General features: G+C 67.9%; 23 protein-coding genes. 22 read left to right on the top strand and 1 reads right to left on the bottom strand.

Annotated features, from left to right (window positions below; genetic code table 11):
• Positions 1–49 precede the first annotated feature (49 nt).
• The 21 genes from V0R59_RS07295 to V0R59_RS07195 all read left to right on the top strand — a co-directional run bounded on the left by V0R59_RS07295 (position 50) and on the right by V0R59_RS07195 (position 19,042).
• A complete protein-coding gene (locus tag V0R59_RS07295) occupies positions 50–763 on the top strand; it encodes a beta-ketoacyl synthase chain length factor (protein WP_330073578.1) in 714 nt (237 codons plus the stop codon).
• Complete coding sequence (locus tag V0R59_RS07290; protein ID WP_330073579.1) at positions 739–1,551, top strand: lysophospholipid acyltransferase family protein; 813 nt, start codon at positions 739–741, stop codon at positions 1,549–1,551. The genes V0R59_RS07295 and V0R59_RS07290 overlap by 25 nt, the downstream gene beginning before the upstream one ends.
• Complete coding sequence (locus V0R59_RS07285; protein WP_330073580.1) at positions 1,526–1,792, top strand: phosphopantetheine-binding protein; 267 nt, start codon at positions 1,526–1,528, stop codon at positions 1,790–1,792. The genes V0R59_RS07290 and V0R59_RS07285 overlap by 26 nt, the downstream gene beginning before the upstream one ends.
• A gap of 9 nt (positions 1,793–1,801) precedes the next feature.
• Positions 1,802–2,056, top strand: a complete 255-nt coding sequence (locus tag V0R59_RS07280; RefSeq protein ID WP_330073581.1) for an acyl carrier protein — start codon at positions 1,802–1,804, stop codon at positions 2,054–2,056.
• Entirely contained in the window at positions 2,053–2,598 is a 546-nt protein-coding gene (locus V0R59_RS07275) for a COG4648 family protein (protein ID WP_330073582.1), read from the top strand. Before V0R59_RS07280 ends, V0R59_RS07275 begins: the two co-directional genes overlap by 4 nt.
• Entirely contained in the window at positions 2,595–4,265 is a 1,671-nt protein-coding gene (locus V0R59_RS07270; RefSeq protein WP_330073583.1) for an AMP-binding protein, read from the top strand. The genes V0R59_RS07275 and V0R59_RS07270 overlap by 4 nt, the downstream gene beginning before the upstream one ends.
• The gene (locus V0R59_RS07265) at positions 4,262–4,996 is read left to right on the top strand and encodes a glycosyltransferase family 2 protein (protein WP_330073584.1); all 735 of its coding nucleotides are present in this window, start codon (positions 4,262–4,264) and stop codon (positions 4,994–4,996) included. Before V0R59_RS07270 ends, V0R59_RS07265 begins: the two co-directional genes overlap by 4 nt.
• On the top strand, positions 4,993–5,931 hold the full coding sequence (locus tag V0R59_RS07260; protein WP_330073585.1) for an LpxL/LpxP family acyltransferase: 939 nt from the start codon (positions 4,993–4,995) through the stop codon (positions 5,929–5,931). The genes V0R59_RS07265 and V0R59_RS07260 overlap by 4 nt, the downstream gene beginning before the upstream one ends.
• Positions 5,912–7,456 carry an HAL/PAL/TAL family ammonia-lyase gene (locus V0R59_RS07255; RefSeq protein WP_330073586.1) on the top strand — a complete coding sequence of 515 codons (1,545 nt, stop codon included), beginning with the start codon at positions 5,912–5,914 and terminating at the stop codon, positions 7,454–7,456. Before V0R59_RS07260 ends, V0R59_RS07255 begins: the two co-directional genes overlap by 20 nt.
• Positions 7,449–7,874: an acyl-CoA thioesterase gene (locus V0R59_RS07250; protein WP_330073587.1), complete on the top strand. Its 426-nt coding sequence runs from the start codon at positions 7,449–7,451 to the stop codon at positions 7,872–7,874. The genes V0R59_RS07255 and V0R59_RS07250 overlap by 8 nt, the downstream gene beginning before the upstream one ends.
• Before the next feature lie 231 nt (positions 7,875–8,105).
• Positions 8,106–8,702: an outer membrane lipoprotein carrier protein LolA gene (locus V0R59_RS07245; protein WP_330073588.1), complete on the top strand. Its 597-nt coding sequence runs from the start codon at positions 8,106–8,108 to the stop codon at positions 8,700–8,702.
• Positions 8,692–11,010, top strand: a complete 2,319-nt coding sequence (locus V0R59_RS07240) for an MMPL family transporter (RefSeq protein WP_330073589.1) — start codon at positions 8,692–8,694, stop codon at positions 11,008–11,010. Before V0R59_RS07245 ends, V0R59_RS07240 begins: the two co-directional genes overlap by 11 nt.
• Entirely contained in the window at positions 11,007–12,167 is a 1,161-nt protein-coding gene (locus V0R59_RS07235; RefSeq protein ID WP_330073590.1) for a cation:proton antiporter, read from the top strand. The genes V0R59_RS07240 and V0R59_RS07235 overlap by 4 nt, the downstream gene beginning before the upstream one ends.
• On the top strand, positions 12,154–13,401 hold the full coding sequence (locus tag V0R59_RS07230) for an NAD(P)/FAD-dependent oxidoreductase (RefSeq protein ID WP_330073591.1): 1,248 nt from the start codon (positions 12,154–12,156) through the stop codon (positions 13,399–13,401). Before V0R59_RS07235 ends, V0R59_RS07230 begins: the two co-directional genes overlap by 14 nt.
• Positions 13,398–14,129 carry a class I SAM-dependent methyltransferase gene (locus V0R59_RS07225; RefSeq protein ID WP_330073592.1) on the top strand — a complete coding sequence of 244 codons (732 nt, stop codon included), beginning with the start codon at positions 13,398–13,400 and terminating at the stop codon, positions 14,127–14,129. The genes V0R59_RS07230 and V0R59_RS07225 overlap by 4 nt, the downstream gene beginning before the upstream one ends.
• Positions 14,126–14,611 carry a hypothetical protein gene (locus V0R59_RS07220; protein ID WP_330073593.1) on the top strand — a complete coding sequence of 162 codons (486 nt, stop codon included), beginning with the start codon at positions 14,126–14,128 and terminating at the stop codon, positions 14,609–14,611. Before V0R59_RS07225 ends, V0R59_RS07220 begins: the two co-directional genes overlap by 4 nt.
• Positions 14,608–15,795: a beta-ketoacyl-[acyl-carrier-protein] synthase family protein gene (locus tag V0R59_RS07215; RefSeq protein WP_330073594.1), complete on the top strand. Its 1,188-nt coding sequence runs from the start codon at positions 14,608–14,610 to the stop codon at positions 15,793–15,795. Before V0R59_RS07220 ends, V0R59_RS07215 begins: the two co-directional genes overlap by 4 nt.
• A complete protein-coding gene (locus tag V0R59_RS07210) occupies positions 15,792–16,259 on the top strand; it encodes a hotdog family protein (RefSeq protein ID WP_330073595.1) in 468 nt (155 codons plus the stop codon). Before V0R59_RS07215 ends, V0R59_RS07210 begins: the two co-directional genes overlap by 4 nt.
• Positions 16,256–16,984 carry a 3-oxoacyl-ACP reductase FabG gene (gene fabG, locus V0R59_RS07205; RefSeq protein ID WP_330073596.1) on the top strand — a complete coding sequence of 243 codons (729 nt, stop codon included), beginning with the start codon at positions 16,256–16,258 and terminating at the stop codon, positions 16,982–16,984. The genes V0R59_RS07210 and fabG overlap by 4 nt, the downstream gene beginning before the upstream one ends.
• A complete protein-coding gene (locus tag V0R59_RS07200; RefSeq protein WP_330073597.1) occupies positions 16,984–18,210 on the top strand; it encodes a beta-ketoacyl-ACP synthase in 1,227 nt (408 codons plus the stop codon). The genes fabG and V0R59_RS07200 overlap by 1 nt, the downstream gene beginning before the upstream one ends.
• A 37-nt stretch (positions 18,211–18,247) precedes the next feature.
• The gene (locus V0R59_RS07195; RefSeq protein ID WP_330073598.1) at positions 18,248–19,042 is read left to right on the top strand and encodes a hypothetical protein; all 795 of its coding nucleotides are present in this window, start codon (positions 18,248–18,250) and stop codon (positions 19,040–19,042) included.
• A 6-nt stretch (positions 19,043–19,048) separates the two neighbouring features.
• Here V0R59_RS07195 and V0R59_RS07190 read toward each other — a convergent pair whose 3' ends face one another.
• Positions 19,049–19,936 carry a LysR family transcriptional regulator gene (locus tag V0R59_RS07190; RefSeq protein WP_330073599.1) on the bottom strand — a complete coding sequence of 296 codons (888 nt, stop codon included), beginning with the start codon at positions 19,934–19,936 and terminating at the stop codon, positions 19,049–19,051.
• 112 nt (positions 19,937–20,048) lie between these two features.
• On the opposite strand from V0R59_RS07190, the gene V0R59_RS07185 reads away from it, so the two are divergent.
• On the top strand, positions 20,049–21,314 hold the full coding sequence (locus V0R59_RS07185; protein WP_330073600.1) for an MFS transporter: 1,266 nt from the start codon (positions 20,049–20,051) through the stop codon (positions 21,312–21,314).
• Positions 21,315–21,354: the final 40 nt, after the last annotated feature.

Here is a 21,354-nt window from a genome sequence, read left to right as displayed (position 1 = left end):
TGCTCCGAGTCCCCCTCGGCATGGAAGTCCCTCAGGGCGAGTACACACCTTGATCACATTCAATATCAGCCAATGGCGCGCCTGGGCGCCCGGGCGCTCGACGACTGCGCACTGGCAGCAGTGGAGTTGCGGCGAGCCCCCGACCGACAGCGCGGACGCAGCGCCCGACGTGGCGTTCCTGCCGGCCATGCAGCGCCGCCGCCTGAGCCGCCTGGCGCGCATGGCCTTCGCCGTGGGCTGGCCACTGGCCGAAGGCCTTGAGCAGTTGCCGCTGGTATTCGTCTCCCGCCACGGCGAAACCCCGCGCACCTTCGAGATCCTCAGCGACCTGAGCAACGGCGAGCCCCTTTCGCCCACCCAGTTCAGCCTCTCCGTGCACAACGCGGTGATCGGCCTGTGGTCGATCATGCGCGGCGAGACCAGCGAAATGACTGCCATCGCCGCCGAAGGCGACGGTTTCGAGCAGGGCGTGGTGGAAGCCGCCGGCCTGCTGCATGACGGCGCCCCGGCGGTATTGCTGATCGTCGCCGAGGAGCAGCCGCCCGAAGCCTACCGCCCGTGGATCACCGATGTCCCCTGCGACTACGCCCTCGGCCTGCTGCTGACCCCCGGCACGGACTGGAACCTGTCCCTGGGCGGCGACCCGGTCCCACCTGCCAGCGAATGCCACCCCCTGAGCTGGCTGCGCTGCCTGCTCGAAGAGCGCAACACCTGCACCCACAGCCTCAAGGACCGCACATGGAACTGGCAACGCAAGGCCTGAGCCGCCCGCGTGACGCCTGGCACTGGCGTCTGCTGGCCACCGCCCTGAGCTTCCTGCTGTTCGGGCTCGGCGGCCTGTGCCTGCGCCTGCTGGTCTTTCCGCTGCTGGCCTGCCTGCCGGGAGACCGTGTGCGCCACCGCGAGCGGGCACGGCACACCATCAGCTGGCTGTTCTGGCGCTTCATCCGCTTCATGGCCGCCTGCGGCGTGCTCACCTACAGCGTCGAGGGCGCCGCGCGCCTGGGGCGTCCCGGGCAGATGATCATCGCCAACCACCCGTCGCTGATCGACGTGGTGTTCCTGATCGGCCTGGTCCGGCAGAGCAACTGCGTGGTCAAGCAGAGCCTGTTCCGCAACCCCTTCACCCGGGGTCCGGTCAGCTCGGCGCAGTACATCAGCAACGACGGCAGCATGGACATGCTCGATACCGCCGTCCAATCCCTGCAAAGCGGCCAGACCCTGGTGATCTTCCCCGAAGGCACCCGCACCGAACCCGGCAAGGCCCCCGCCTTCCATCGCGGCGCGGCCGCCATCGCCCTGCGCGGCGCGCGGGTGATCACCCCGGTGACCATCAAGGTCAGCCCCACCACCCTGACCAAATGCGAACCCTGGTACCGCATCCCGGACCGCCGCGTGCACTTCAGCCTGCGGGTCGGCAGCGACATCGACCCACGGGCCTTCGCCAGCCAGGGCCCGGCCCCGCAGGCGTCGCGAAAACTCAACGACCATTTGCACCAGTACTTCATCAAGGAGCTCGCAGAAGATGAGCAATCCCCAACTGAACCATGACATCAAAGACCTGATCATCGAGGCCCTGGGCCTTGAGGACATCAGCGCGGACGACATCGGCGACGAGCAGACCCTGTTCGGCGAAGGCCTGGGCCTGGACTCGGTGGATGCCCTCGAACTCGGCCTGGCGATCCAGAAGCGCTACGGCATCAAGATCGACGCCGATGCCAAGGACACCCGCTCGCATTTCGCCAACGTGGCCAGCCTGGCCGCTTTCGTCACCGCCAAACAGGCCGCCTGAGACCGCACCATGCAAACCCGTGAAGACATCTTCAACACCCTGCGCGACGCGCTGGTCGAACTGTTCGAACTGGACGCCGAGCGCGTCACCCTCGACGCCAACCTGTACGAGGACCTGGAGATCGACAGCATCGACGCCGTCGACCTGATCGATCACATCAAGCGCCAGACCGGCAAGAAGATCGCCGCCGAGGAATTCAAGGCCGTGCGCACGGTCAACGACGTGGTCGAAGCGGTATACCGCCTGGTCAACCCGGCGGCATGAAACGCCTGATCGGGCTCGGGCTGGTCGTGGCCGGCCTGCTGTACCCGTTCGCGGTGCACTTCGGCATGGCGCATTTCGCGCCCTGGCAGTTCGGCCTGCTGCTTGGCGGGCTGTGGCTGGCCCGTGCCCTCACCCAGCCGCACAACCCCGGCGGACGCTGGATGGCGCTGCTGGCCATCGTCTTCTGCGCGCTGCTGGCGCTGTTCGACGACCCGGCGCTGCTGCGCTGGTACCCGGTCCTGATCAGCGCCTTCATGCTCGCCCTGTTCGGCTCCAGCCTGGTGGTGGGCATGCCCATGGCCGAGCGTCTGGCCCGCCTGAGCGAGACGCAGTTACCGGAGAAGGCGGTGCGCTACACACGGCGGGTCACCGAGGTGTGGAGCGCGTTCTTCCTGGCCAATGGCCTGGTGGCCGCGGCCCTGACCCTGTGGGCGCCGCTGGCCTGGTGGACCCTTTACAACGGCCTGATCGCCTACGGGCTGATGGGCCTGCTGTTCGGCATCGAATGGCTGATACGACAACGCGTGCGAGGACGCTCATGAAATGGATAAACCTTGAGCAGATGCTGCGGCCGACCGAGGCCCCGCGCCCGGTCAGCCACGCCCCGGCGTTGACCCACCCGCAACTCTGCGAGCAGGCCCTGCGCCTGGCCGCCGGCCTGCAACAGCGTGGCGTGCGCCGCCTGGCCATCTACCTGGAAGACGCCGCCGAGCTGGCGGTGGCCCTGCTCGGCGCCTGGCGTGCCGGGGTCGAGGTGCTGCTGCCCGCCGACCTGCAGGAACAGACCCGCCAGCGCTGGAACGCCGAGGTCGACCTGTGGCTGAGCGAACAGGACCAACGCCCCGCCGACCTGTTCGCCGAGCCCTTGCCAGCCGCCGACCTGGACCTCGACGCCTGCCGCCTGAGCCTGTGCACCTCCGGCTCCACCGGCGCGCCCAAGCGCATCGACAAGTGCCTGCGCCAGCTGGCCAACGAGGTGAACAGCCTCGAAGCCCTGTGGGGCGGCGACCTGGGCGATGCCTGCATCATCGGCAGCGTCGCCACGCAGCACATCTACGGTTTGCTGTTCCGCGTGCTCTGGCCTCTGTGCGCCGGACGCACCTTCGTGCGCCGCCAGTTGCCGTTCCCCGAGGATCTGCAACGCGCCAGCCGCGAGCACCCGGCCTTCGCCTGGGTCGCCAGCCCGGCGCTGCTCAAGCGCATGGGCGACAACCTCGACTGGCCGGCCTTGAGCGACGTGCGCCGGGTGTTCTCGTCCGGCGGCGAACTGCCGGCCGACGCCGCCGCGGCCCTGCACCAGCGCCTCGGCCAGTGGCCGACGGAAATCCTCGGCAGTTCGGAAACCGGCGGCATTGCCTGGCGCCAGGGCGACAGCCTGTGGCAGGCGTTCGCCGGCATCCGCCTGAGCCAGAGCGACGACGGCGCACTGTGCATCGAATCGCCGTACCTGCCCGCCGGGCACATCGAACAGAGCGCCGACGCGGTGAGCTTCGACGCCAACGGCCATTTCCGCCTGCTCGGGCGTCTGGACCGCATCGTCAAGCTGGAAGAAAAACGCATCGCCCTGCCCACGCTGGAACAGGCGCTGCTCCAGCATCCGTGGGTGGAGGACGCCCGCCTGGGCGTGATCCACGGCGGCCGCGCCGCCCTCGGCGCGCTGCTGCAACTCAGTGCCAGCGGCCTGCATGCCCTGCGCAACCAGGGCCGTCGCGCCGTCACCGAAACCCTGCGCACGCACCTGCGCCCGCACTGCGAGGCCCTGGCCCTGCCACGCCGCTGGCGCCTGCTGCGGCAGTTGCCGTACAGCGCCCAGGGCAAGCTGCCGCAGTCGCTGGTCGACACCCTGCTGATGGCGCCTCGTCCTACCGGCCCCGATGTGCTCGGTGAAGCGCGCCACGACGACGAACTGCACCTGACCCTGGCTATCTCCGGCGACCTCGCCTATTTCAACGGCCACTTCCCCAAGACCCCGGTGCTGCCCGGCGTGGTCCAGGTCGACTGGGCCATCGCCCTCGGCCAGCCCCTGCTCGACCAGCCACGGCGCTTTGCCGGCATGGAAGTGCTGAAGTTCCAGCAACTGGTGCGCCCCGGCGACCAGTTGCTGCTCACCCTGCGTTTCGATGCCGAGCGCGGCAAGCTGTACTTCGCCTACAGCTGCGACGGCAAAGCCTGCGCCAGCGGCCGCATCCTCCTGGAGGCCGCCTCATGACCAAGCCCTGCGCGGTGATTCCCGTGTACAACCACGAGCTGGCGGTGCCGGCGGTGGTGGCCGACCTGCGCGCCGCCGGCCTGCCCTGCGTGCTGGTGGACGACGCCAGCAGCCCGGCCTGTGCCACGGTACTGCGGCAGCTGGCGACAGCGCCGGACACCTGGCTGGTGCAGCTGCCGGTCAACCAGGGCAAGGGCGGCGCCGTCATGGCCGGCCTGCGCGAAGCGGCGCGGCTTGGCTTCAGCCATGCCCTGCAGGTGGACGCCGACGGCCAGCACGACCTGGCCGATGTCGCACGCTTCCTGGAACAGTCCCGGGCCCATCCCGGATCGCTGATCTGCGGTTATCCACAGTACGACGCCAGCGTGCCCAAGGGCCGCCTGTACGCCCGCTACCTGACCCACGTGTGGGTGTGGATCAACAGCCTGTCGCTGAAGATTCCCGACTCCATGTGCGGCTTCCGCGTCTACCCGTTGCCCCCGGTGCTGGCCTTGATGGACAAGGTCGATCTCGGCCGGCGCATGGACTTCGACCCGGAGGTGCTGGTGCGCCTGTCCTGGCGCAACCAGCCGATGCAGTGGCTGCCGACCCGGGTGCATTACCCGCAGGATGGCCTCTCGCATTTCCGCCTGTTCCACGACAACGCGCTGATCTCGAAGATGCACACCAAGCTGTTCTTCGGCATGTTGCTGCGTGCACCGCTGATTCTCTGGCGGCGGTGGACGGCATGAGCGGCCAGGAGCGCCATTGGGCCGACCACCAGGAGCGCGGCAGCTTCCTGCTGATGAAGCTCACCGCCTTCGGCGTCAAGCTGCTGGGCCGGCGCCTGCTCAGCCCGGTGCTGTACGGCATCGTCCTGTACTTCTTCCTCTTCGGTCGCCGCGCCCGCCGGGCGGCCTGGACCTACCAGCGCCACCTCGCCGCCTGGAGCGGCCAGGCCGGGCTGCGTCCCACCACCGCTAGCGTGTTCGGCCAGTTCATGGCCTTCGCCGATGCCCTGCTGGACAAGCTCGACGTGTGGAACGGCCGGCTCGGCCTCGACCAGATCGACATCGTCGACCCCGGCCAGTTGCACGACCAGTTGCGCGGCGAACGCGGGCAGATGCTGGTGGGCGCCCACCTGGGCAATCTCGAGGTGTGCCGCGCCCTGGCCGAGATCGGCCAGCAGGTGACCATGAACGTGCTGGTGCACACCCGCCACGCAGAGCGCTTCAACCGCCTGCTGGGCGAGGCCGGCGCGACCCACCTGCGCCTGATCCAGGTCAGCGAGCTGGACCCGGCGATCATGCTGCAACTGAGCCAGCGCCTGGAGCGCGGCGAGTGGCTGGCCATCGCCGGCGACCGCATCCCGCTGCATGGCGCGCGCACCGTGACGGTGGACTTCCTCGGCCAGCCCGCCGCCTTCCCGCAAGGTCCATGGCTGCTGGCCGGGCTGCTCAAGTGCCCGGTCAACCTGCTGTTCTGCCTCAAGCGCCAGGGCCGCTACCAGATCACCCTCGAACCCTTCGCCGAGGCCGTGCAATGGCGACGCAGCCAGCGCGACCCGGTGATCGCCGAGCATGCCGCGCGCTACGCCGAGCGCCTCGGCCACTACTGCCTGCAAGCGCCGCGGCAGTGGTTCAACTTCTACCCTTTCTGGAAGAACGATGACGATGCATCCGCGTGAGCCCGTAACCTTCGGCGAGACGCCGCTTTCGATCGAAGACATCCACGCCCTGGCCCAGCGCCAGGTCGAATCGTGCCTGCAGGACGATGCCGGCTACCGCGCGCGCATCGCCCGCGGCGCGCAGTTCCTCGACACCCTGCTGGACAAGGAAGGAGTGATCTACGGCGTGACCACGGGCTACGGCGATTCCTGCGTGGTGGCGGTGCCGCTGGAGCATGTCGAGGCCCTGCCCCGGCATTTGTTCACCTTCCACGGCTGCGGCCTGGGCCGGGTCTTCGACGAGCCCTCGACCCGCGCCTTGCTCGCGGCGCGCCTGCAGTCGCTGTGCCACGGGGTGTCCGGGGTGCGCGTGGAACTGCTGGAGCGCCTGCAGGCCTTCATCGCGCACGACATCCTGCCGGTGGTCCCGGAGGAAGGCTCGGTGGGCGCCAGCGGCGACCTGACCCCGCTGTCCTACGTGGCCGCGACCCTGTCCGGCGAGCGCGAAGTGCTGTACCGCGGCGAGCGCCGCCTGTCCGCCGACGTTCATCGCGAGCTGGGCTGGCAGCCGTTGGTGCTGCGGCCCAAGGAAGCCCTGGCGCTGATGAACGGCACCGCCGTGATGACCGGCCTCGCTTGCCTGGCATGGACCCGCGCCGACTACCTGCTCAAGCTCGCCACGCGCATCACCGCGCTCAACGTGGTGGCCCTGCAAGGCAATCCGGAACACTTCGACGAGCGCCTGTTCGCCGCCAAGCCGCACCCAGGCCAGACCCAGGTTGCCGCCTGGCTGCGCCAGGACCTGGCCATCGACGCACCCACCGCGCCCCTGCACCGCCTGCAGGATCGCTACTCGCTGCGCTGCGCGCCCCACGTGCTCGGCGTGCTGGCCGACAGCCTGGGCTGGCTGCGCGGCTTCATCGAGACCGAACTGAACAGCGCCAACGACAACCCGATCATCGACGGTGACGCCGAGCGCGTCCTGCATGGCGGGCACTTCTACGGCGGCCATATTGCCTTCGCCATGGACAGCCTGAAGAACCTGGTGGCCAACGTCGCCGACCTGCTGGACCGGCAGCTCGCCCTGCTGGTGGACGTGCGCTACAACCACGGCCTGCCGAGCAACCTGTCCGGCGCCCCGGCCGACCGCGCGATGATTAACCACGGTTTCAAGGCCGTGCAGATCGGCGCCAGCGCCTGGACCGCCGAGGCCCTCAAGAACACGATGCCGGCCAGCGTGTTCTCGCGCTCCACCGAATGCCACAACCAGGACAAGGTGAGCATGGGCACCATCGCCGCCCGCGATGCCCTGCGGGTGCTGGAACTGACCGAGCAGGTGGCCGCCGCGACCTTGCTGGCGGCCAATCAGGGCGTCTGGCTGCGCAACCGCGAAGCCGATGCCCGGCCGCTGCCGCCTGCGCTGGATGCCATGCACCGGGCCCTGCTCGACGACTTCGCCCCGGTGATCGAGGACCGGGCCCTGGAAAGCGACCTGCGCCGCTGCCTGCAACGCATCGCCGAGCAACACTGGAGGCTTCATGCGTAGTCAGGGCGTTCTTCACGTCGACACCGAAGTGCTGGTGCCCTTCTTCGATGTCGACAGCATGCTGGTGGTCTGGCACGGGCACTACGTGAAATACCTGGAAGTAGCGCGTTGTGCGCTGCTCGACCACCTGGGCCACAACTACCTGCAGATGCAGGAGTCCGGCTATGCCTGGCCGGTGATCGACCTGCAGTTGCGCTACGTGCGCGGCGCCACCTTCGGCCAGCGCCTGACGGTGCGCGCCAGCCTGGTGGAGTGGGAGAACCGCCTGAAGATCAACTACCTGATCAGCGACGCCGCCACCGGCGAACGCATGACCCGCGCAAGCTCGGTGCAGGTCGCAGTGCATATCGCCAGCCGCGAGATGCAACTGGCCTCGCCCCAGGTCATGCTCGACGCCGTCGCCCGGGTGTTGCCATGAGAGTTCACCCAGCCTTTCAGGCTGCGCTGTCGCGCAGAGAACAATCTTGATCGTGGGAGCGAGCTTGCTCGCGAAGGGGCGCAAAGCGGCCCCAAAGCCATCCACTTCGGTTTGCCTGGGAAACTGCGGACTCAGGTTCTGCGACGGCTTCGCCGCCGTTCGCGAGCAAGCTCGCTCCCACGAGGTTCATTTAAATCAAGGGGTTATGGTTTTTCTATGAAAGGTGCTGCCATGAAACGCCTGCTGCTCGGCCTCGGCCTCGGCCTGCTCTGCGCCTGCGGCCTGGCCCAGGCCTTCGGCCTCGACGACCTGCGCAAGCAACTGAGCGCGCCCGAGGTGATCAAGGGCCCGTTCATCCAGGAAAAGCACCTGCGCGCCCTGCCCCAGCCGCTGGTCAGCAACGGCCAGTTCGTCCTCGCCCGCGACCATGGCCTGCTGTGGCTGCTGCAAACGCCGCTGAAGCAGGACTACCGCCTCAACGCCCAGGGCATTTCCCGTCGCGACGCCAATGGCTGGCAGGCGCTGCCGACACGCACCGCCGGCACCGAGCAGAACAAGCTGTTCTTCGCCGTGCTGCAGGGCGACAGCAGCGGCCTGGAGCGCGACTTCGAGCTGGCCCTGCAAGGCGATGCCAAGGGCTGGACGCTCGACCTGACCCCGCGTTCGCTGGTGCTCAAGCAGATCTTCACCCGCATCGAGATTCACGGCGGGCAGTTCGTCGAGCGTATCCAGTTGCTGGAAACCCAGGGCGACAGCACCGTGCTGCGCATGCCGTCCAGCACCAGCAGCACCCTGACCGACGCGGAGCGCCACGACCTTGTCGATTGAGCGCCTGCTGCCGCGCCTGTTCCTCGTGCTGCTGCTCGGTGTGCTCGTCGTGGCCGGCTGGCAGTGGCAGCGCGGCCCGGCGCTGTCCGCCGACCTGATGACGCTGGTGCCCGGGGCAACCCAGGACCCGCTGGTCAAGCGCGCCGAACAGCGCATGCAGGAACCGCTCAACCGCGAGATGCTGGTGCTGGTGGGCCATGCCGACCGCGACAAGGCCATCGACCTGGCCCGCGAACTGGCCGGGACATGGCAGGCCAGCGGTCTGTTCGAGAAAGTCCAGTGGAGCCTGCAGACCGATCTTGCGGCAGTGCGTGAACAACTGCTGCTGGGCCGCCTGGCCATGCTCTCCCGAGCCGACCGGGCGACCCTCGCCGACTCGCCCGAGACCTTCATCCAGCAACGCCTGCAAAGCCTCTTCGACCCCTTCGCCGGCTTCAGCCTGGTGTCCAGCCAGGACGACTGGCTGGGCCTGACCGGGCGCATCCAGAACAACCAGCCACGCCCGGCCAATATCGAGCTGGATACCGCCAGCGGCGCCCTGCTGGCCAAGGCCGACGACCGCTACTGGGTGTTACTGCGCGCCCGCACCGAGGGCAATGCCTTCGACATGAAGCTGCCGCTGCGGGTCGCCGACCTGCTGGAAAGCAGCCGTAGCCTGGCGGCACGACAGGACGCCCGCCTGCTGGCTGCCAGCGGCCTGCTCTACGCCGCCAACGGCCAGCGCCAGGCCAGCCACGAGATGACCTGGATCGGCGGCGGCGCCACGCTCGGCATCCTGGCGATCCTGCTCCTGGCCTTCCGCCGCTGGCGCGTGCTGCTGGCCTTCGTCCCGGTGCCGATCGGCATGCTCTTCGGCACCACCGCGTGCATCGCCCTGTTCGGCCAGATGCACGTCATGACCCTGGTGCTCGGCTCCAGTCTGATCGGGGTGGCCGTGGACTATCCGCTGCACTTCCTCTCGAAAAGCTGGAGCCTGCGCCCGTGGAACACCTGGCAGGCGGTGCGCAAGACCCTGCCCGGCCTGAGCCTGAGCCTGGCCACCAGTTGCATCGGCTACCTGGCCCTGGGCTTCACGCCGTTCCCGGCGCTGACCCAGATCGCCGCCTTCTCCGCCGCCGGACTGATCGGCGCCTACCTGGGCTCGGTGTGCCTGCTGCCGGCACTGCTGAAGAACATCGACCTGCAACCGGCGCAGTGGCCGCTGCGTATCGCCGAAACGCTGGTGAACCTGCGCGTGCGCCTGCTGCAGCGGCTGCCGGCCGTGGTATTGCCGGGGCTGCTGGCGCTGTTCTGCATCGGCGGCCTGTGGCACCTGCAGAACCGCAACGACGTGCGCCAGTGGGTCGCCAGCCCGCCGCAGCTGCAGGAAGAAGCCATGGCCGTGGCGCGGATCACCGGCTACCAGCCCACCAGCCAGTTCTACCTGGTGCGCGCCCGCGATCAGGGCCAGTTGCTCGAGCGCCTGCGCAGCCTCGGCGAACGCCTTGACCTACAGGTTGCCGCCGGCCACCTGAAGGGCTACATGGCCCTCGACCAGTTGCTCGCCAGCCCTGCCGAGCAGGACAAGACCCGCGCCGCCCTGGCCCGCCTGCCCGCCCACTGGCAGCCCCTGCTGGCCGGCGGCGTGCCGCAGAGCGCCCTTGATGCCGAGCTGGCGCAATTACAGGCCCTGCCGACGCAGACCATCGACCAGGTCCTCGCCGGCCCGCTCGGCGAAGCCTTCCGCCCACTGTGGCTGGGCGCTGATGCCAACGGCGTCGCCGCCATCGTCAGCCTGCAGGGCCTGAGCGACGCGGGCGTCCTGCGGCAACAGGCCGAGGGCCTGGAGGGCGTGCAACTGGTGGACCGCCTCGGCGAACTGAACCAGTTGTTCGCCGCCACCCAGGTCAGCGCGGCGGAGCTGAAGCTGTTGTCCTGCGCGCTGATCGTCGCTTTGCTGGTGGTGCCCTTCGGCTTCGGCGGCGCCGTGCGCATCGTCGCCCTGCCACTGCTGGCGGCGCTGTGCAGCCTGGCCAGCCTGGGCTGGCTGGGGCAGCCGCTGACCCTGTTCAGCCTGTTCGGCCTGCTGCTGGTGACGGCGATCAGCGTCGACTACGCGATCCTCATGCACGAGCAGATCGGCGGCGCTGCGGTCAGCCTGCTGGGCACCCTGCTGGCCGCTGTCACCACCTGGTTGTCGTTCGGCCTGCTGGCGGTGTCCAGCACGCCGGCGGTGAGCAATTTCGGCCTGGCCGTCAGCCTCGGCCTGGTCTTCAGCTTCGCCCTGGCCCCCTGGGCCGCGCCACGCCACAGGGAGACGCGGGCTTGAGCATCGTGCTGTTCTGGGGCCTGGCCCTTGCGCTGTTCCTTATCGCCGGGGAAATCGGTCGCCGCCTGGGCCTGATCAACATCGTCAGCCACCTGCTGCTGGCGACCCTCGGCCTGCCGCTGCTGATGCTGTTCTGGGTCGAACCGCACTGGCAACTGAGCGGTGCCGAACTGGTCGCGCCGTCCTGGCTGAAGACCCTTTATGGCCTGAGCTTCGCCCTGCTGCTGGGTCATATCCTGTCCGATGTGGTCGACCTCAAGGTCGATCGCCAGAGCCTGAAGATCGCCCTGCCCAGCTTCCTCGTGCCCTTCGCCTGCGGCCTGGCCTGCGCTGTCCTGCTGCTGCCCGGACAATCCTGGCTGAGCGCCCTGGCCCTCGGCCTGGTATTCGCCATCACCGCCGTGCCGGTGCTCTACCTGTACCTGCGCAACATCGACTATCCGCCCGCCGCCACCCGCCGGCTGATGCAGGTGGCGATCGGCATCGACCTGCTCTGCTGGCTGCTGTTCGGCCTGGGCCAGGGCAGCCTCGCACCCATGAGCCTGGCCTGGCCGCTGCTGGCCGCCTGCGTACCGCTGCCGATGTACCTGGTCGGCCTGCGCCGACCCTGGCTGTTCGGCCTGACCTTTCTCGCCCTGCTGTTCGTCGCCGAGCACTACAGGCTCAACGCCCTGATCCTCGGCATCGGCTACATGGCCTGCCTGGCCTGGCTCAAGGTGCCGCTGCGCCTGCCGTTGCCAGCCCTCTGGATCAAGCGCCTGCAGCAGGGTGTGGCGATCCCGCTGATCATCACCTTCGGCATCGTCCAGATCGACTTCCAGCACCTGCTGCAGCACCTCGACCTGGGGCAACTGGCCGCCCTGGTGGCACTGCCGATCATCAGCAAGATGCTCGGCAACTGGCTCGGCCTGAAGTGGGCCGAACCCTCGTTCCCCGGTGCCAGCCGCTGGCGCGAGAACCTGCTGCTGAACATCCGCGGCCTGAGCGAGATCGTTTTCCTCAACCTGCTCCTGCAACAGCAGTTGATCAGCCCGGCGCTGTACTTCGCGCTGATGCTGATGAGCCTGATCGCGACCCTGATGCCCGCACTGGCCGGGCTGCACCGAATTCCACTGAACACCCTTACCACGGCACGGAGGCCACATGCCGAACACTGAATTGCAACAACGGCAGGTCCTGGTGATCGGCGCCGGCCCGTCCGGCGCCATCGCCGCGGCGCTGCTCAAGCGCCAGGGTCACGATGTACTGATCATCGAACGCCAGCGCTTCCCGCGCTTCTCCATCGGCGAAAGCCTGCTGTCGCACTGCATCGACTTCGTCGAGGAAGCGGGCATGCTCGACGCCCTGCTGGAGGCCGGCTTCCAGCTGAAGAACGGCGCCGCCTTCGCCTGGGGCGAGGAATACAGCGCCTTCGATTTCGGCCAGACCTTCAGCCAGGGCCGGCCGACCACCTTCCAGGTGCAACGCGCCCGCTTCGACCAGTTGCTGGCCGACCAGGCCGCCCTGCAGGGCGTGGAAATCCGCTATGAAGAAGAGATCGTCGCTGCCGACTTCGCGCGCGAGCGTCCACAGGTGCGGGTGCGCCGGCTGGATGGCAGCGAGTATCTGGTCGAGGCCCGCTTCGTCCTCGACGCGAGTGGCTACGGCCGCGTGCTGCCGCGCCTGCTGGATCTGGAGGCGCCATCGAGCTTCCCGGTGCGCCAGGCCGTGTTCACCCATATCGAGGACCGCATCGAGCACCCGGGCTTCGACCGCAACAAGATCCTCATCACCACTCACCCGCAGCACCGTGACATCTGGTTCTGGACCATCCCCTTCAGCGATGGCCGTTGCTCCCTCGGCGTGGTCGCTGCGGCGGAGCACTACGCCAATGCCCCGGCCGACCTGGATGCCTGCCTGAAAGGCTTCGTCGCCCAGACCCCAAGCCTGTCGAAGGTGCTGGCGAACGCCGTGTGGGACACCCCGGCGCGCAGCATCGGCGGCTACTCGGCCAACGTGAAGGCCCTGCACGGCCCGGGCTTCGCCCTGCTCGGCAATGCTGCGGAATTCCTCGACCCGGTGTTCTCTTCCGGGGTGACCATCGCCATGCGTTCGGCGAGCATGGCCGCCGGCGTCCTGCACCGCCAGTTGCAGGGTGAAGCGGTGGACTGGGAAAGCGAGTTCGCCACTCCGCTCAAGCGCGGCGTGGACACCTTCCGCTGCTACGTGGAGGGCTGGTACGACGGCAGCTTCCAGGACGTGATCTACCACCCGGAGGCCTCCGAGGAGATCCGCGCCATGATCAGTTCGATCCTCGCCGGCTATGCCTGGGACCAGCGCAACCCCTTCGTCAGCGAACCCAGGCGGCGCCTGCGCATGCTCGCCGAAGTCTGCGCGAGGGCCGAGGCATGAGCGAATCACGCTTCCTGAGCGACACCTACGTCGAAGAAACCCGCTTCGGCTTCTGGTTCCTGCGCAGCCACACCTGGCAACACCACGTGCTGCGGGTGGCGATCAACGACCTGCGTCGCCTGTTCGACGAAGAGCCGCCGCAGGCGCCTGTATTGCTCGACGTCGGCTGCGGCCAGGGCCGCTCGTTCCGCCATTTGCACCAGGTGTTCAAGCCGGGCCGGCTGCTCGGCACCGACGCCGATCCGCACAGCCTGGAGTGCAGCGGCGCCGAGGCGGTGAACCAGGGCCTGAAGGTCGAACTGAAGGGCAGCGACTGCGCCCAGCTGCAATTTGCCGACGCCAGCGTCGACCTGCTGTTCTGCCACCAGACCTTCCACCACCTGGTGGAACAGGAAAAGGCCCTGGCCGAGTTCTGGCGGGTGCTCAAGCCCGGTGGCTACCTGCTGTTCGCCGAGTCCACCGAGGCCTATATCGATACCTGGGTGATCCGCTGGCTGTTCCGCCATCCGATGCACGTGCAGAAGAGCGCCGAGGGTTACCTGCAGATGCTGCGTGACCAGGGCTTCGAATTCGGCGAGGGCAATGTCTCCTATCCCTACCTGTGGTGGAGCCGTTCCAAGGACTTCGGCCTGCTGGAGCGCTTCGGCCTGCGCAAGCCGCCACCGCCCGGCCAGCGCGAGGAAACCCTGGTCAACGTAGTGGCGCGCAAGCCACTGGATGCGCCATGAAACGCCTGTTGCTGCTGTTCACCTGCCTGATCCTCGGCGCCTGCGCCGGCAAGCCGCCGCTGCCCGAGCAACTGCCACCGCTGCAACTGCCGATGACCCTGCACGTGCAGCGCGAACAGGCCGGGCAAAGCCAGGACTGGCTGCTGGTGATCCAGCGCGAAGAGCACCGCCTGCGCTGGTCGCTGCTCGACCTGCTGGGCATTCCCCAGGCCCGCCAGTTGCTGCAGGACGGCAGCTGGCAGGCCGACGGCCTGCTGCCCCCCAACCCGGCGGCCCGGGAGCTGTTCGCCGCCGTGCTCTTCGCCCTGACCCCGGCGGAGCGCCTGACGGCGCTTTATCCGGCGGCGCGCCAGCAGGATAATCGGCGCTGGCTCGGCGAGCGCTGGCAGGTCAGCTACCGCCAGGCCGACGACTTCACCTTGAATCTGCAGCAAGGGCTGCGTTATCAAGTCACCCCCTTGCCCGGCGAGAACCGACAATGACCGCTTACCTCAACGCCCTGGGCCTGGTCTGTGCCCTGGGGCGCGGCCAGGCCGAAGTCAGCCGCCGCCTGTTCGCCGGCGACGCCTCCGGCATGCGTGCCGAAGCGGGCTGGGTCCCGGAGAAGCAGGTGATCGTCGGCGCGGTCGCCGGTGAGTTGCCGCCCTTGCCGGCGGATCTCGCGGACCGCCACAGCCGCAACAACCAGCTGCTGCACCAGGCCTGCACCCAGATCGAAACAGCGCTGCGCGAGGCCATCGCCCGCTTCGGCGCCCAGCGCGTCGGCGTCGTCCTCGGCACCAGCACCTCGGGCATCGAGGAGGCCAGCCAGGGCATCGCCGAGCACCTGCACCAGGGCCGCTTCCCGACCAGCTACAACTACGCCCAGCAGGCCCTCGGCGCGCCGGCGGCCTTCCTCGCCAGCTGGCTGGGCCTGGGCGGTCCGGCCTATGTGATTTCCACCGCCTGCACCTCCGGCGCCCGTGCCCTGATCAGCGCCCGTCGCCTGCTCGACCTGAACCTCTGCGACGCAGTGATCTGCGGCGGCGTCGACAGCCTGTGCAGGCTCACCCTGAACGGCTTCACCGCCCTGGAAGCGGTGAGCCCGGCGCGCTGCAACCCGTTCTCGGTCAACCGCGACGGGATCAATATCGGCGAGGCCGCCGCGGTGTTCCTGATGACCCGCGAAGCCAATGCCGAGGGCACCACCGCGGCCTTGCTCGGCGCCGGCGCCAGCTCCGACGCCCACCATATCTCCGCCCCCGACCCAAGCGGGGCCGGGGCCCTGCGGGCGATGCGCGAGGCCTTGGCGCATGCCGGCCTGCAGGCGGCGCAGATCGATTACCTGAACCTCCACGGCACCGCGACCCGGCACAACGACGCCATGGAGAGCATCGCCGTCAACGAGCTGTTCGGTGCCGGCCTGGCCTGTTCCTCGACCAAGCCCATGACCGGCCACACCCTCGGCGCCGCCGGCGCCCTGGAAGCCGCGTTCTGCTGGCTGGCCCTGGCCGACGGCCGGCTACCGCCGCATCTCTGGGACGGCCAGGCCGACCCGGCGCTCGCCACGCTCAACCTGATCGCCGGCAGCCAGCGCCTGCCCGCCGACGGCTCGCGCTACCTGATGAGCAACTCGTTCGCCTTCGGTGGCAACAACGTCAGCCTGATTCTCGGAGACACCCCATGATTGCCTGGCCATTGGCCGAACTCCTGCCCCATGCCGGCGACATGATCCTGATCGACGGGATCGAGTCGTTCGACGACGAGCAGATCCACGCCCACCTCACCGTGCGTCCCGGCGGCCTGTTCAACCGTCCCGACGGCAGCCTGCCGGCCTGGGTCGGCATCGAGCTGATGGCCCAGACCGTCGCCGCCTACGCCGGCTGCCGTGCGCGCCAGCAGGGCAAGGCGGTGGAGCTGGGCTTCCTGCTCGGCACGCGCAAGTTCGAGTGCGACGTCGAGCACTTCCCGGCTGGCGCGCCACTGCGCATCCATGCCCTGCGCTCGCTGGAAGACGAGAACGGCATGGGCGTGTTCGAATGCCACCTGTACGGACCGGGGCTGCACGCCACGGCCCGCCTGAATGTTTTCCGCCCGCCGCAGGTCGCCGATTACCTGGCCGAAGCGGGCGTCGAGGAGTCCCCACAATGACCGACACCATCCTGGTCACCGGTTCCAGCCGTGGCATCGGCCGCGCCATCGCCCTGCGCCTGGCCCGCGCCGGCTTCGACCTGGTGCTGCACTGCCGCAGCGGCCGCATGGAGGCCGATGCGGTGGCCGATGAAGTCCGCGGCCTGGGCCGGCAGGCCCGGGTCCTGCAGTTCGACGTGGCTGACCGCGCCGCCTGCGCGGCGATCCTCAGCGATGACGTGGAAACCCACGGCGCCTACTACGGCGTGGTGTGCAACGCCGGCCTGACCCGTGACGGCGCCTTCCCGGCCCTCACCGAGGAAGACTGGGACCAGGTCTTGCGCACCAACCTCGACGGCTTCTACAACGTCCTGCACCCGGTGATGATGCCGATGATCCGCCGCCGCGCGGCCGGGCGCATCGTCTGCATCACCTCGGTGTCCGGGCTGATCGGCAACCGCGGGCAGGTCAACTACAGCGCCTCCAAGGCCGGCGTGATCGGCGCGGCCAAGGCCCTGGCCATCGAGCTGGGCAAGCGCAGGATCACCGTCAACTGCGTGGCCCCCGGCCTGATCGACACCGCCATGCTCGACGAGCACGTGCCAGTGGAAGAGCTGATGAAGATGATCCCGGCGCAGCGCATGGGCACCCCCGAGGAAGTCGCCGGCGCGGTGAACTTCCTCATGTCCGCCGAGGCCGCCTACATCACCCGCCAGGTCCTGGCGGTCAACGGAGGGCTGTGCTGATGAAGCGCGTGGTCGTTACCGGCATGGCCGGCATCACCGCCCTGGGCAGCGACTGGGCGACCATCGCCGGCAACTTCGCCGCCAACCGCAGCGGCATCCGGCGCATGGACGAATGGGACCGTTTCGAAGAACTGAACACCCGCCTGGCCGGGCCGGTGGATGACTTCGCCGTGCCGTCCAGCTGGACCCGCAAGCAGTTGCGCAGCATGGGCCGGGTCTCGCGGCTGGCGGTCGCCGCCTCGCAGAACGCCCTGCGCGACGCCGGCCTGCTCGACGACCCTTCGATCCGCGACGGGCGCATGGGCGTGGCCTGCGGCTCGTCCACCGGCAGCACCGACGAGATCAAGGCGTTCGGCAACATGCTGCTCAACTCGGTGGCCGAGGGCCTCAACGCCAACTCCTACGTGCGCATGATGCCGCACACCACCGCGGCCAATATCAGCATCTTCTTCGGCCTCACCGGGCGGCTGATCCCCACGTCCAGCGCCTGCACCAGCGGCAGCCAGGGCATCGGCTATGCCTATGAAGCGATCAAGTTCGGCCGCCTGCCACTGATGCTCGCCGGCGGCGCCGAAGAGCTGTGCCCCACCGAGGCCATGGTGTTCGACGCCCTGTACGCCACCAGCCTGAAGAACGACACCCCGCAGCAGACCCCGAGCCCCTACGACAGTGGCCGTGACGGCCTGGTGATCGGCGAGGGCGCCGGCATGCTGGTGCTCGAAGAGCTGGAACATGCCCTGGCCCGTGGCGCGCACATCTACGCAGAGATCGTCGGCTTCGGCAGCAACGCCGACGGCCAGCACACCACCCGTCCCGAGCAGGCGACCATGCGCCGGGCGATGGAACTGGCCCTGGAGGATGCCGACCTGGCGCCGGACGCCATCGGCTACGTCAACGGCCACGGCACCGCCACCGAACAGGGCGACATCGCCGAGACCCTGGCCACCAGCAGCCTGTTCGGACCGCGGATGCCGATCAGTTCACAGAAGAGCTTCCTCGGTCACACCCTGGGTGCTTGTGGCGCGCTGGAAGCCTGGTTCAGCATCGAGATGATGAACAGCGACCGCTACGTGCACACCCTCAACCTGAACCACGTCGACCCACGCTGCGGCGAGCTGGACTACCTCTGCGGCGAGTTCCGCAGCCTCGAAAACCAATACGTGATGAGCAACAACTTCGCCTTCGGTGGGGTCAACACCTCGTTGATCTTCCGCCGCTGGTCCTGATTTCGACAACCACTTCGGAGTGAAAGGAATGATCCGGATGCATCGCATCGCAACCCTGCTGGCCCTGGCCCTGGTGCTGGGCGGCTGTACCAGCAAACCCGTGTACAACGCCCGTGAAGACTTCTCCAAGGACCTCAACTTCACCAACGACCAGATGAGCCGCGCCATCGTCACCGCCGCCCACGACCGCCAGTGGATCGTGCAATCGGTGCGTCCGGGCATGGTCAAGGCGGCACTGACCGTTCGCGGCAAGCACCACGCCGAGGTCGACATTCCCTACACCCCGACCTCGTTCCAGATCAACTACCGCAGCAGCTGGGGCCTGGACTACAAGGACGGCAAGATCCACGGCAACTACAACCGCTGGGTGAACAACCTGCGCGACAACATCCTCAAGCAGTTGCAGTTCGACCCCACGGTGGAGCGCGTCAGCAACCTCGGGATCATCAACCAGGGCGTCGATGGCGCGACCCTGCTGAGCTTCCGCGAAGGCGTGAAACGCGCCACCGACGCCGGCCTGCTCGACGGCAGCGTGACCTTCTACCTCGCCGGGCAAGCCCTGCCGAACCAGGTGCGCTCCCTGCAGCCGGTGAGCACCAGCCGCAAGACCAACGGTTCGAACAAGTCCGATGAAGAAGCCTGCTACTGGGCGCTGCAATCGGCACTGGCAACCCTGCAGAAAGCCGCCAAGGAAGCCGATGCCAACGCGGTGATCAACATCGCCAGCGTCAGCAAGCGCGATGTCTACAAGGACACCGAGAAATTCCAGTGCCGCGCCGGCACCCTGGTTGCCAGCGTGGCCCTGCGAGGCGAGCTCGCCCACGTCGACTGACTGGATTCACGCCTTGCGGGTCAGCAGCTCGACGAAGGCTCCGGCCATCGCCGAGCCTGGCTCGCGCCGCTGTACCAGCCACACCGCAGTGTCGGCGTCGGCATCCAGCAGCGTGCGATAGACCACCCCGTCGATTCGCATGCGCTGGAATGACGCCGGCAGCACCGACACCCCCAACCCCGCCGACACCAGACCGATGATGGTCATCACCTCACCCGCCTCCTGCGAGAAATGCGGGGTGAACCCGGCTGCCCGCGCCAGGCTCAGCAACTGCGCATGCAGGCCGCTGCCGTAGCTGCGCGGGAAGAACACGAAGGGTTCGTTGGCCAGCGCGGACAGGTGCAGGCCCTTTTCCGAGCCCTGCGCCAGCGGATGATCGGCGTTCAGCACCGCCACCAGCGGCTCGCGGAACAGTTCGGTGGCCACCAGCGAATCCGGCAGCGGCAAGGGCCGCATCAGGCCGACCTCGATGCTTTCGTCGAGCAGGGCGTCTGCAACATCGCGGCTGCTCATTTCCTGCAGGTTCAGGTGCACCGCCGGGAAGCGCTGGCGAAAGCTGTAGATGGCCTTGGGAATGCTGGAATTGAAGGGTGCCGACGAGGTGAAGCCGATCTTCATTTCGCCCAGTTCGCCCAACTGCGCGCGGCGCGCCACATCCGCCGCCTTGTCCACCTGGGCCAGCACCTGGCGGGCCTCTTCGAGAAACAGCCGGCCGGCTTCGCTCAGCGCCACCCGTCGGTTGGTGCGGTCGAACAGGCGGGCCCCCAGTTCCTGCTCCAGGGCCTGGATCTGCTGGCTCAGCGGCGGCTGGGAAATCCCCAGCGCCTCTGCGGCGCGGCCAAAGTGCAGTTCCTCGGCAACGGCGATGAAGTACCGCAGGTGACGCAATTCCATGGTCGCTCCATTGAGTCGTGAAACGTCTTAAACGGGTCGAACAATATATTGGAAATGAACGTTAGCCAGCTATATGCTTTTTTGCAGTCGCCCTACCCGGCCGAGGTCTCCTGTGAAAACTGCTGTAGCGCCACACGCCCACGATCTGCCCCCCGCACCCCAGGCCGATATCGCGGCCACCCTGCAAGAAACCTGGATCGAGAAAGGCACCCCGGCTTTCATGCGCACGGTGCTGGCGCTGTTCTGCGGCGGCTTCGCCACCTTCGCCCTGCTCTACTGCGTGCAGCCGATGATGCCACTGCTGTCCCGGGACTTTTCCATCAATGCGGCGCAGAGCAGCCTGGTGCTGTCGGTGTCCACCGGCTTGCTGGCCTTCGGGCTGCTGATCACCGGGCCGATTTCCGACCGGATCGGGCGCAAGCCGGTGATGGTCTTCGCCCTGTTCTGCGCAGCCCTCAGTACCCTCGCCAGTGCCTTGATGCCGACCTGGGAAGGCGTGCTGGCCATGCGTGCGCTGGTGGGGCTGTCGCTGAGCGGGCTGGCGGCGGTGGCGATGACCTACCTGAGCGAAGAGATTCATCCGCAGCACATCGGCCTGGCCATGGGCCTGTATATCGGCGGCAACGCCATTGGCGGGATGAGCGGTAGGCTGATCACCGGGGTGCTGATCGATTTCGTCAGCTGGCACACGGCGATGCTGGTGATCGGCGGCCTGGCCCTGATCGCGGCGGCGGTGTTCTGGAAGATCCTCCCGGAGTCGCGCAACTTCCGCTCGCGCTCGATGAACCCGCGCAGCCTGCTGGACGGTTTCGTCCTGCATTTTCGCGATGCCGGGCTGCCGTGGTTGTTCCTCGAAGCCTTCCTGCTGATGGGCGCCTTCGTCACGTTGTTCAACTACATCGGCTATCGCTTGCTGGCCGAGCCGTATCACATGAGCCAGGCGCTGGTGGGCTTGCTGTCGATCGTCTACCTGTCGGGCATCTACAGCTCGGCGCAGATCGGCGCACTGGCCGACAAGCTGGGCCGGCGCCGGGTGTTCTGGGGCACCATCGTGCTGATGTTCAGCGGCATGCTGCTGACCCTGTTCACGGCCCTGCCGCTGGTGATCATCGGCATGCTGGTGTTCACCTTCGGCTTCTTCGGCGCCCACTCGGTGGCCAGCAGCTGGATCGGCCGGCGGGCGTTCAAGGCCAAGGGACAGGCTTCGTCGCTGTACCTGTTCAGTTACTACGCGGGGTCGAGCGTGGCGGGGACGGCGGGCGGGGTGGCCTGGCATTACGGCGGGTGGAACGGGATCGGGGTATTTATCGGATCGTTGCTGGTGATTGCCCTCGTTGTCGCGCTGCATCTGAGCAGGCTGCCGCCGAAAACCGCTTGAAAAGCATCGCTGGCAAGCCAGCTCCCACAGGGTCACTGCA

The organism is Pseudomonas ulcerans (assembly GCF_036324125.1).
GTDB classification, from domain to species: domain Bacteria; phylum Pseudomonadota; class Gammaproteobacteria; order Pseudomonadales; family Pseudomonadaceae; genus Aquipseudomonas; species Aquipseudomonas ulcerans.
This window is presented reverse-complemented; position numbering and strand designations above follow the sequence as displayed.

Bases quoted from the DNA above. Each gene is read 5' to 3' on its own strand.
- V0R59_RS07290 (WP_330073579.1), top strand. From the start codon at position 739: ATGGAACTGGCAACGCAAGGCCTGAGCCGCCCGCGTGACGCCTGGCAC.
- V0R59_RS07285 (WP_330073580.1), top strand. From the start codon at position 1,526: ATGAGCAATCCCCAACTGAACCATGACATCAAAGACCTGATCATCGAG.
- V0R59_RS07280 (WP_330073581.1), top strand. From the start codon at position 1,802: ATGCAAACCCGTGAAGACATCTTCAACACCCTGCGCGACGCGCTGGTC.
- V0R59_RS07275 (WP_330073582.1), top strand. From the start codon at position 2,053: ATGAAACGCCTGATCGGGCTCGGGCTGGTCGTGGCCGGCCTGCTGTAC.
- V0R59_RS07270 (WP_330073583.1), top strand. From the start codon at position 2,595: ATGAAATGGATAAACCTTGAGCAGATGCTGCGGCCGACCGAGGCCCCG.
- V0R59_RS07265 (WP_330073584.1), top strand. From the start codon at position 4,262: ATGACCAAGCCCTGCGCGGTGATTCCCGTGTACAACCACGAGCTGGCG.
- V0R59_RS07260 (WP_330073585.1), top strand. From the start codon at position 4,993: ATGAGCGGCCAGGAGCGCCATTGGGCCGACCACCAGGAGCGCGGCAGC.
- V0R59_RS07255 (WP_330073586.1), top strand. From the start codon at position 5,912: ATGACGATGCATCCGCGTGAGCCCGTAACCTTCGGCGAGACGCCGCTT.
- V0R59_RS07250 (WP_330073587.1), top strand. From the start codon at position 7,449: ATGCGTAGTCAGGGCGTTCTTCACGTCGACACCGAAGTGCTGGTGCCC.
- V0R59_RS07245 (WP_330073588.1), top strand. From the start codon at position 8,106: ATGAAACGCCTGCTGCTCGGCCTCGGCCTCGGCCTGCTCTGCGCCTGC.
- V0R59_RS07230 (WP_330073591.1), top strand. From the start codon at position 12,154: ATGCCGAACACTGAATTGCAACAACGGCAGGTCCTGGTGATCGGCGCC.
- V0R59_RS07225 (WP_330073592.1), top strand. From the start codon at position 13,398: ATGAGCGAATCACGCTTCCTGAGCGACACCTACGTCGAAGAAACCCGC.
- V0R59_RS07220 (WP_330073593.1), top strand. From the start codon at position 14,126: ATGAAACGCCTGTTGCTGCTGTTCACCTGCCTGATCCTCGGCGCCTGC.
- V0R59_RS07215 (WP_330073594.1), top strand. From the start codon at position 14,608: ATGACCGCTTACCTCAACGCCCTGGGCCTGGTCTGTGCCCTGGGGCGC.
- V0R59_RS07210 (WP_330073595.1), top strand. From the start codon at position 15,792: ATGATTGCCTGGCCATTGGCCGAACTCCTGCCCCATGCCGGCGACATG.
- fabG (WP_330073596.1), top strand. From the start codon at position 16,256: ATGACCGACACCATCCTGGTCACCGGTTCCAGCCGTGGCATCGGCCGC.
- V0R59_RS07200 (WP_330073597.1), top strand. From the start codon at position 16,984: ATGAAGCGCGTGGTCGTTACCGGCATGGCCGGCATCACCGCCCTGGGC.
- V0R59_RS07195 (WP_330073598.1), top strand. From the start codon at position 18,248: ATGCATCGCATCGCAACCCTGCTGGCCCTGGCCCTGGTGCTGGGCGGC.
- V0R59_RS07190 (WP_330073599.1), bottom strand. From the start codon at position 19,936: ATGGAATTGCGTCACCTGCGGTACTTCATCGCCGTTGCCGAGGAACTG.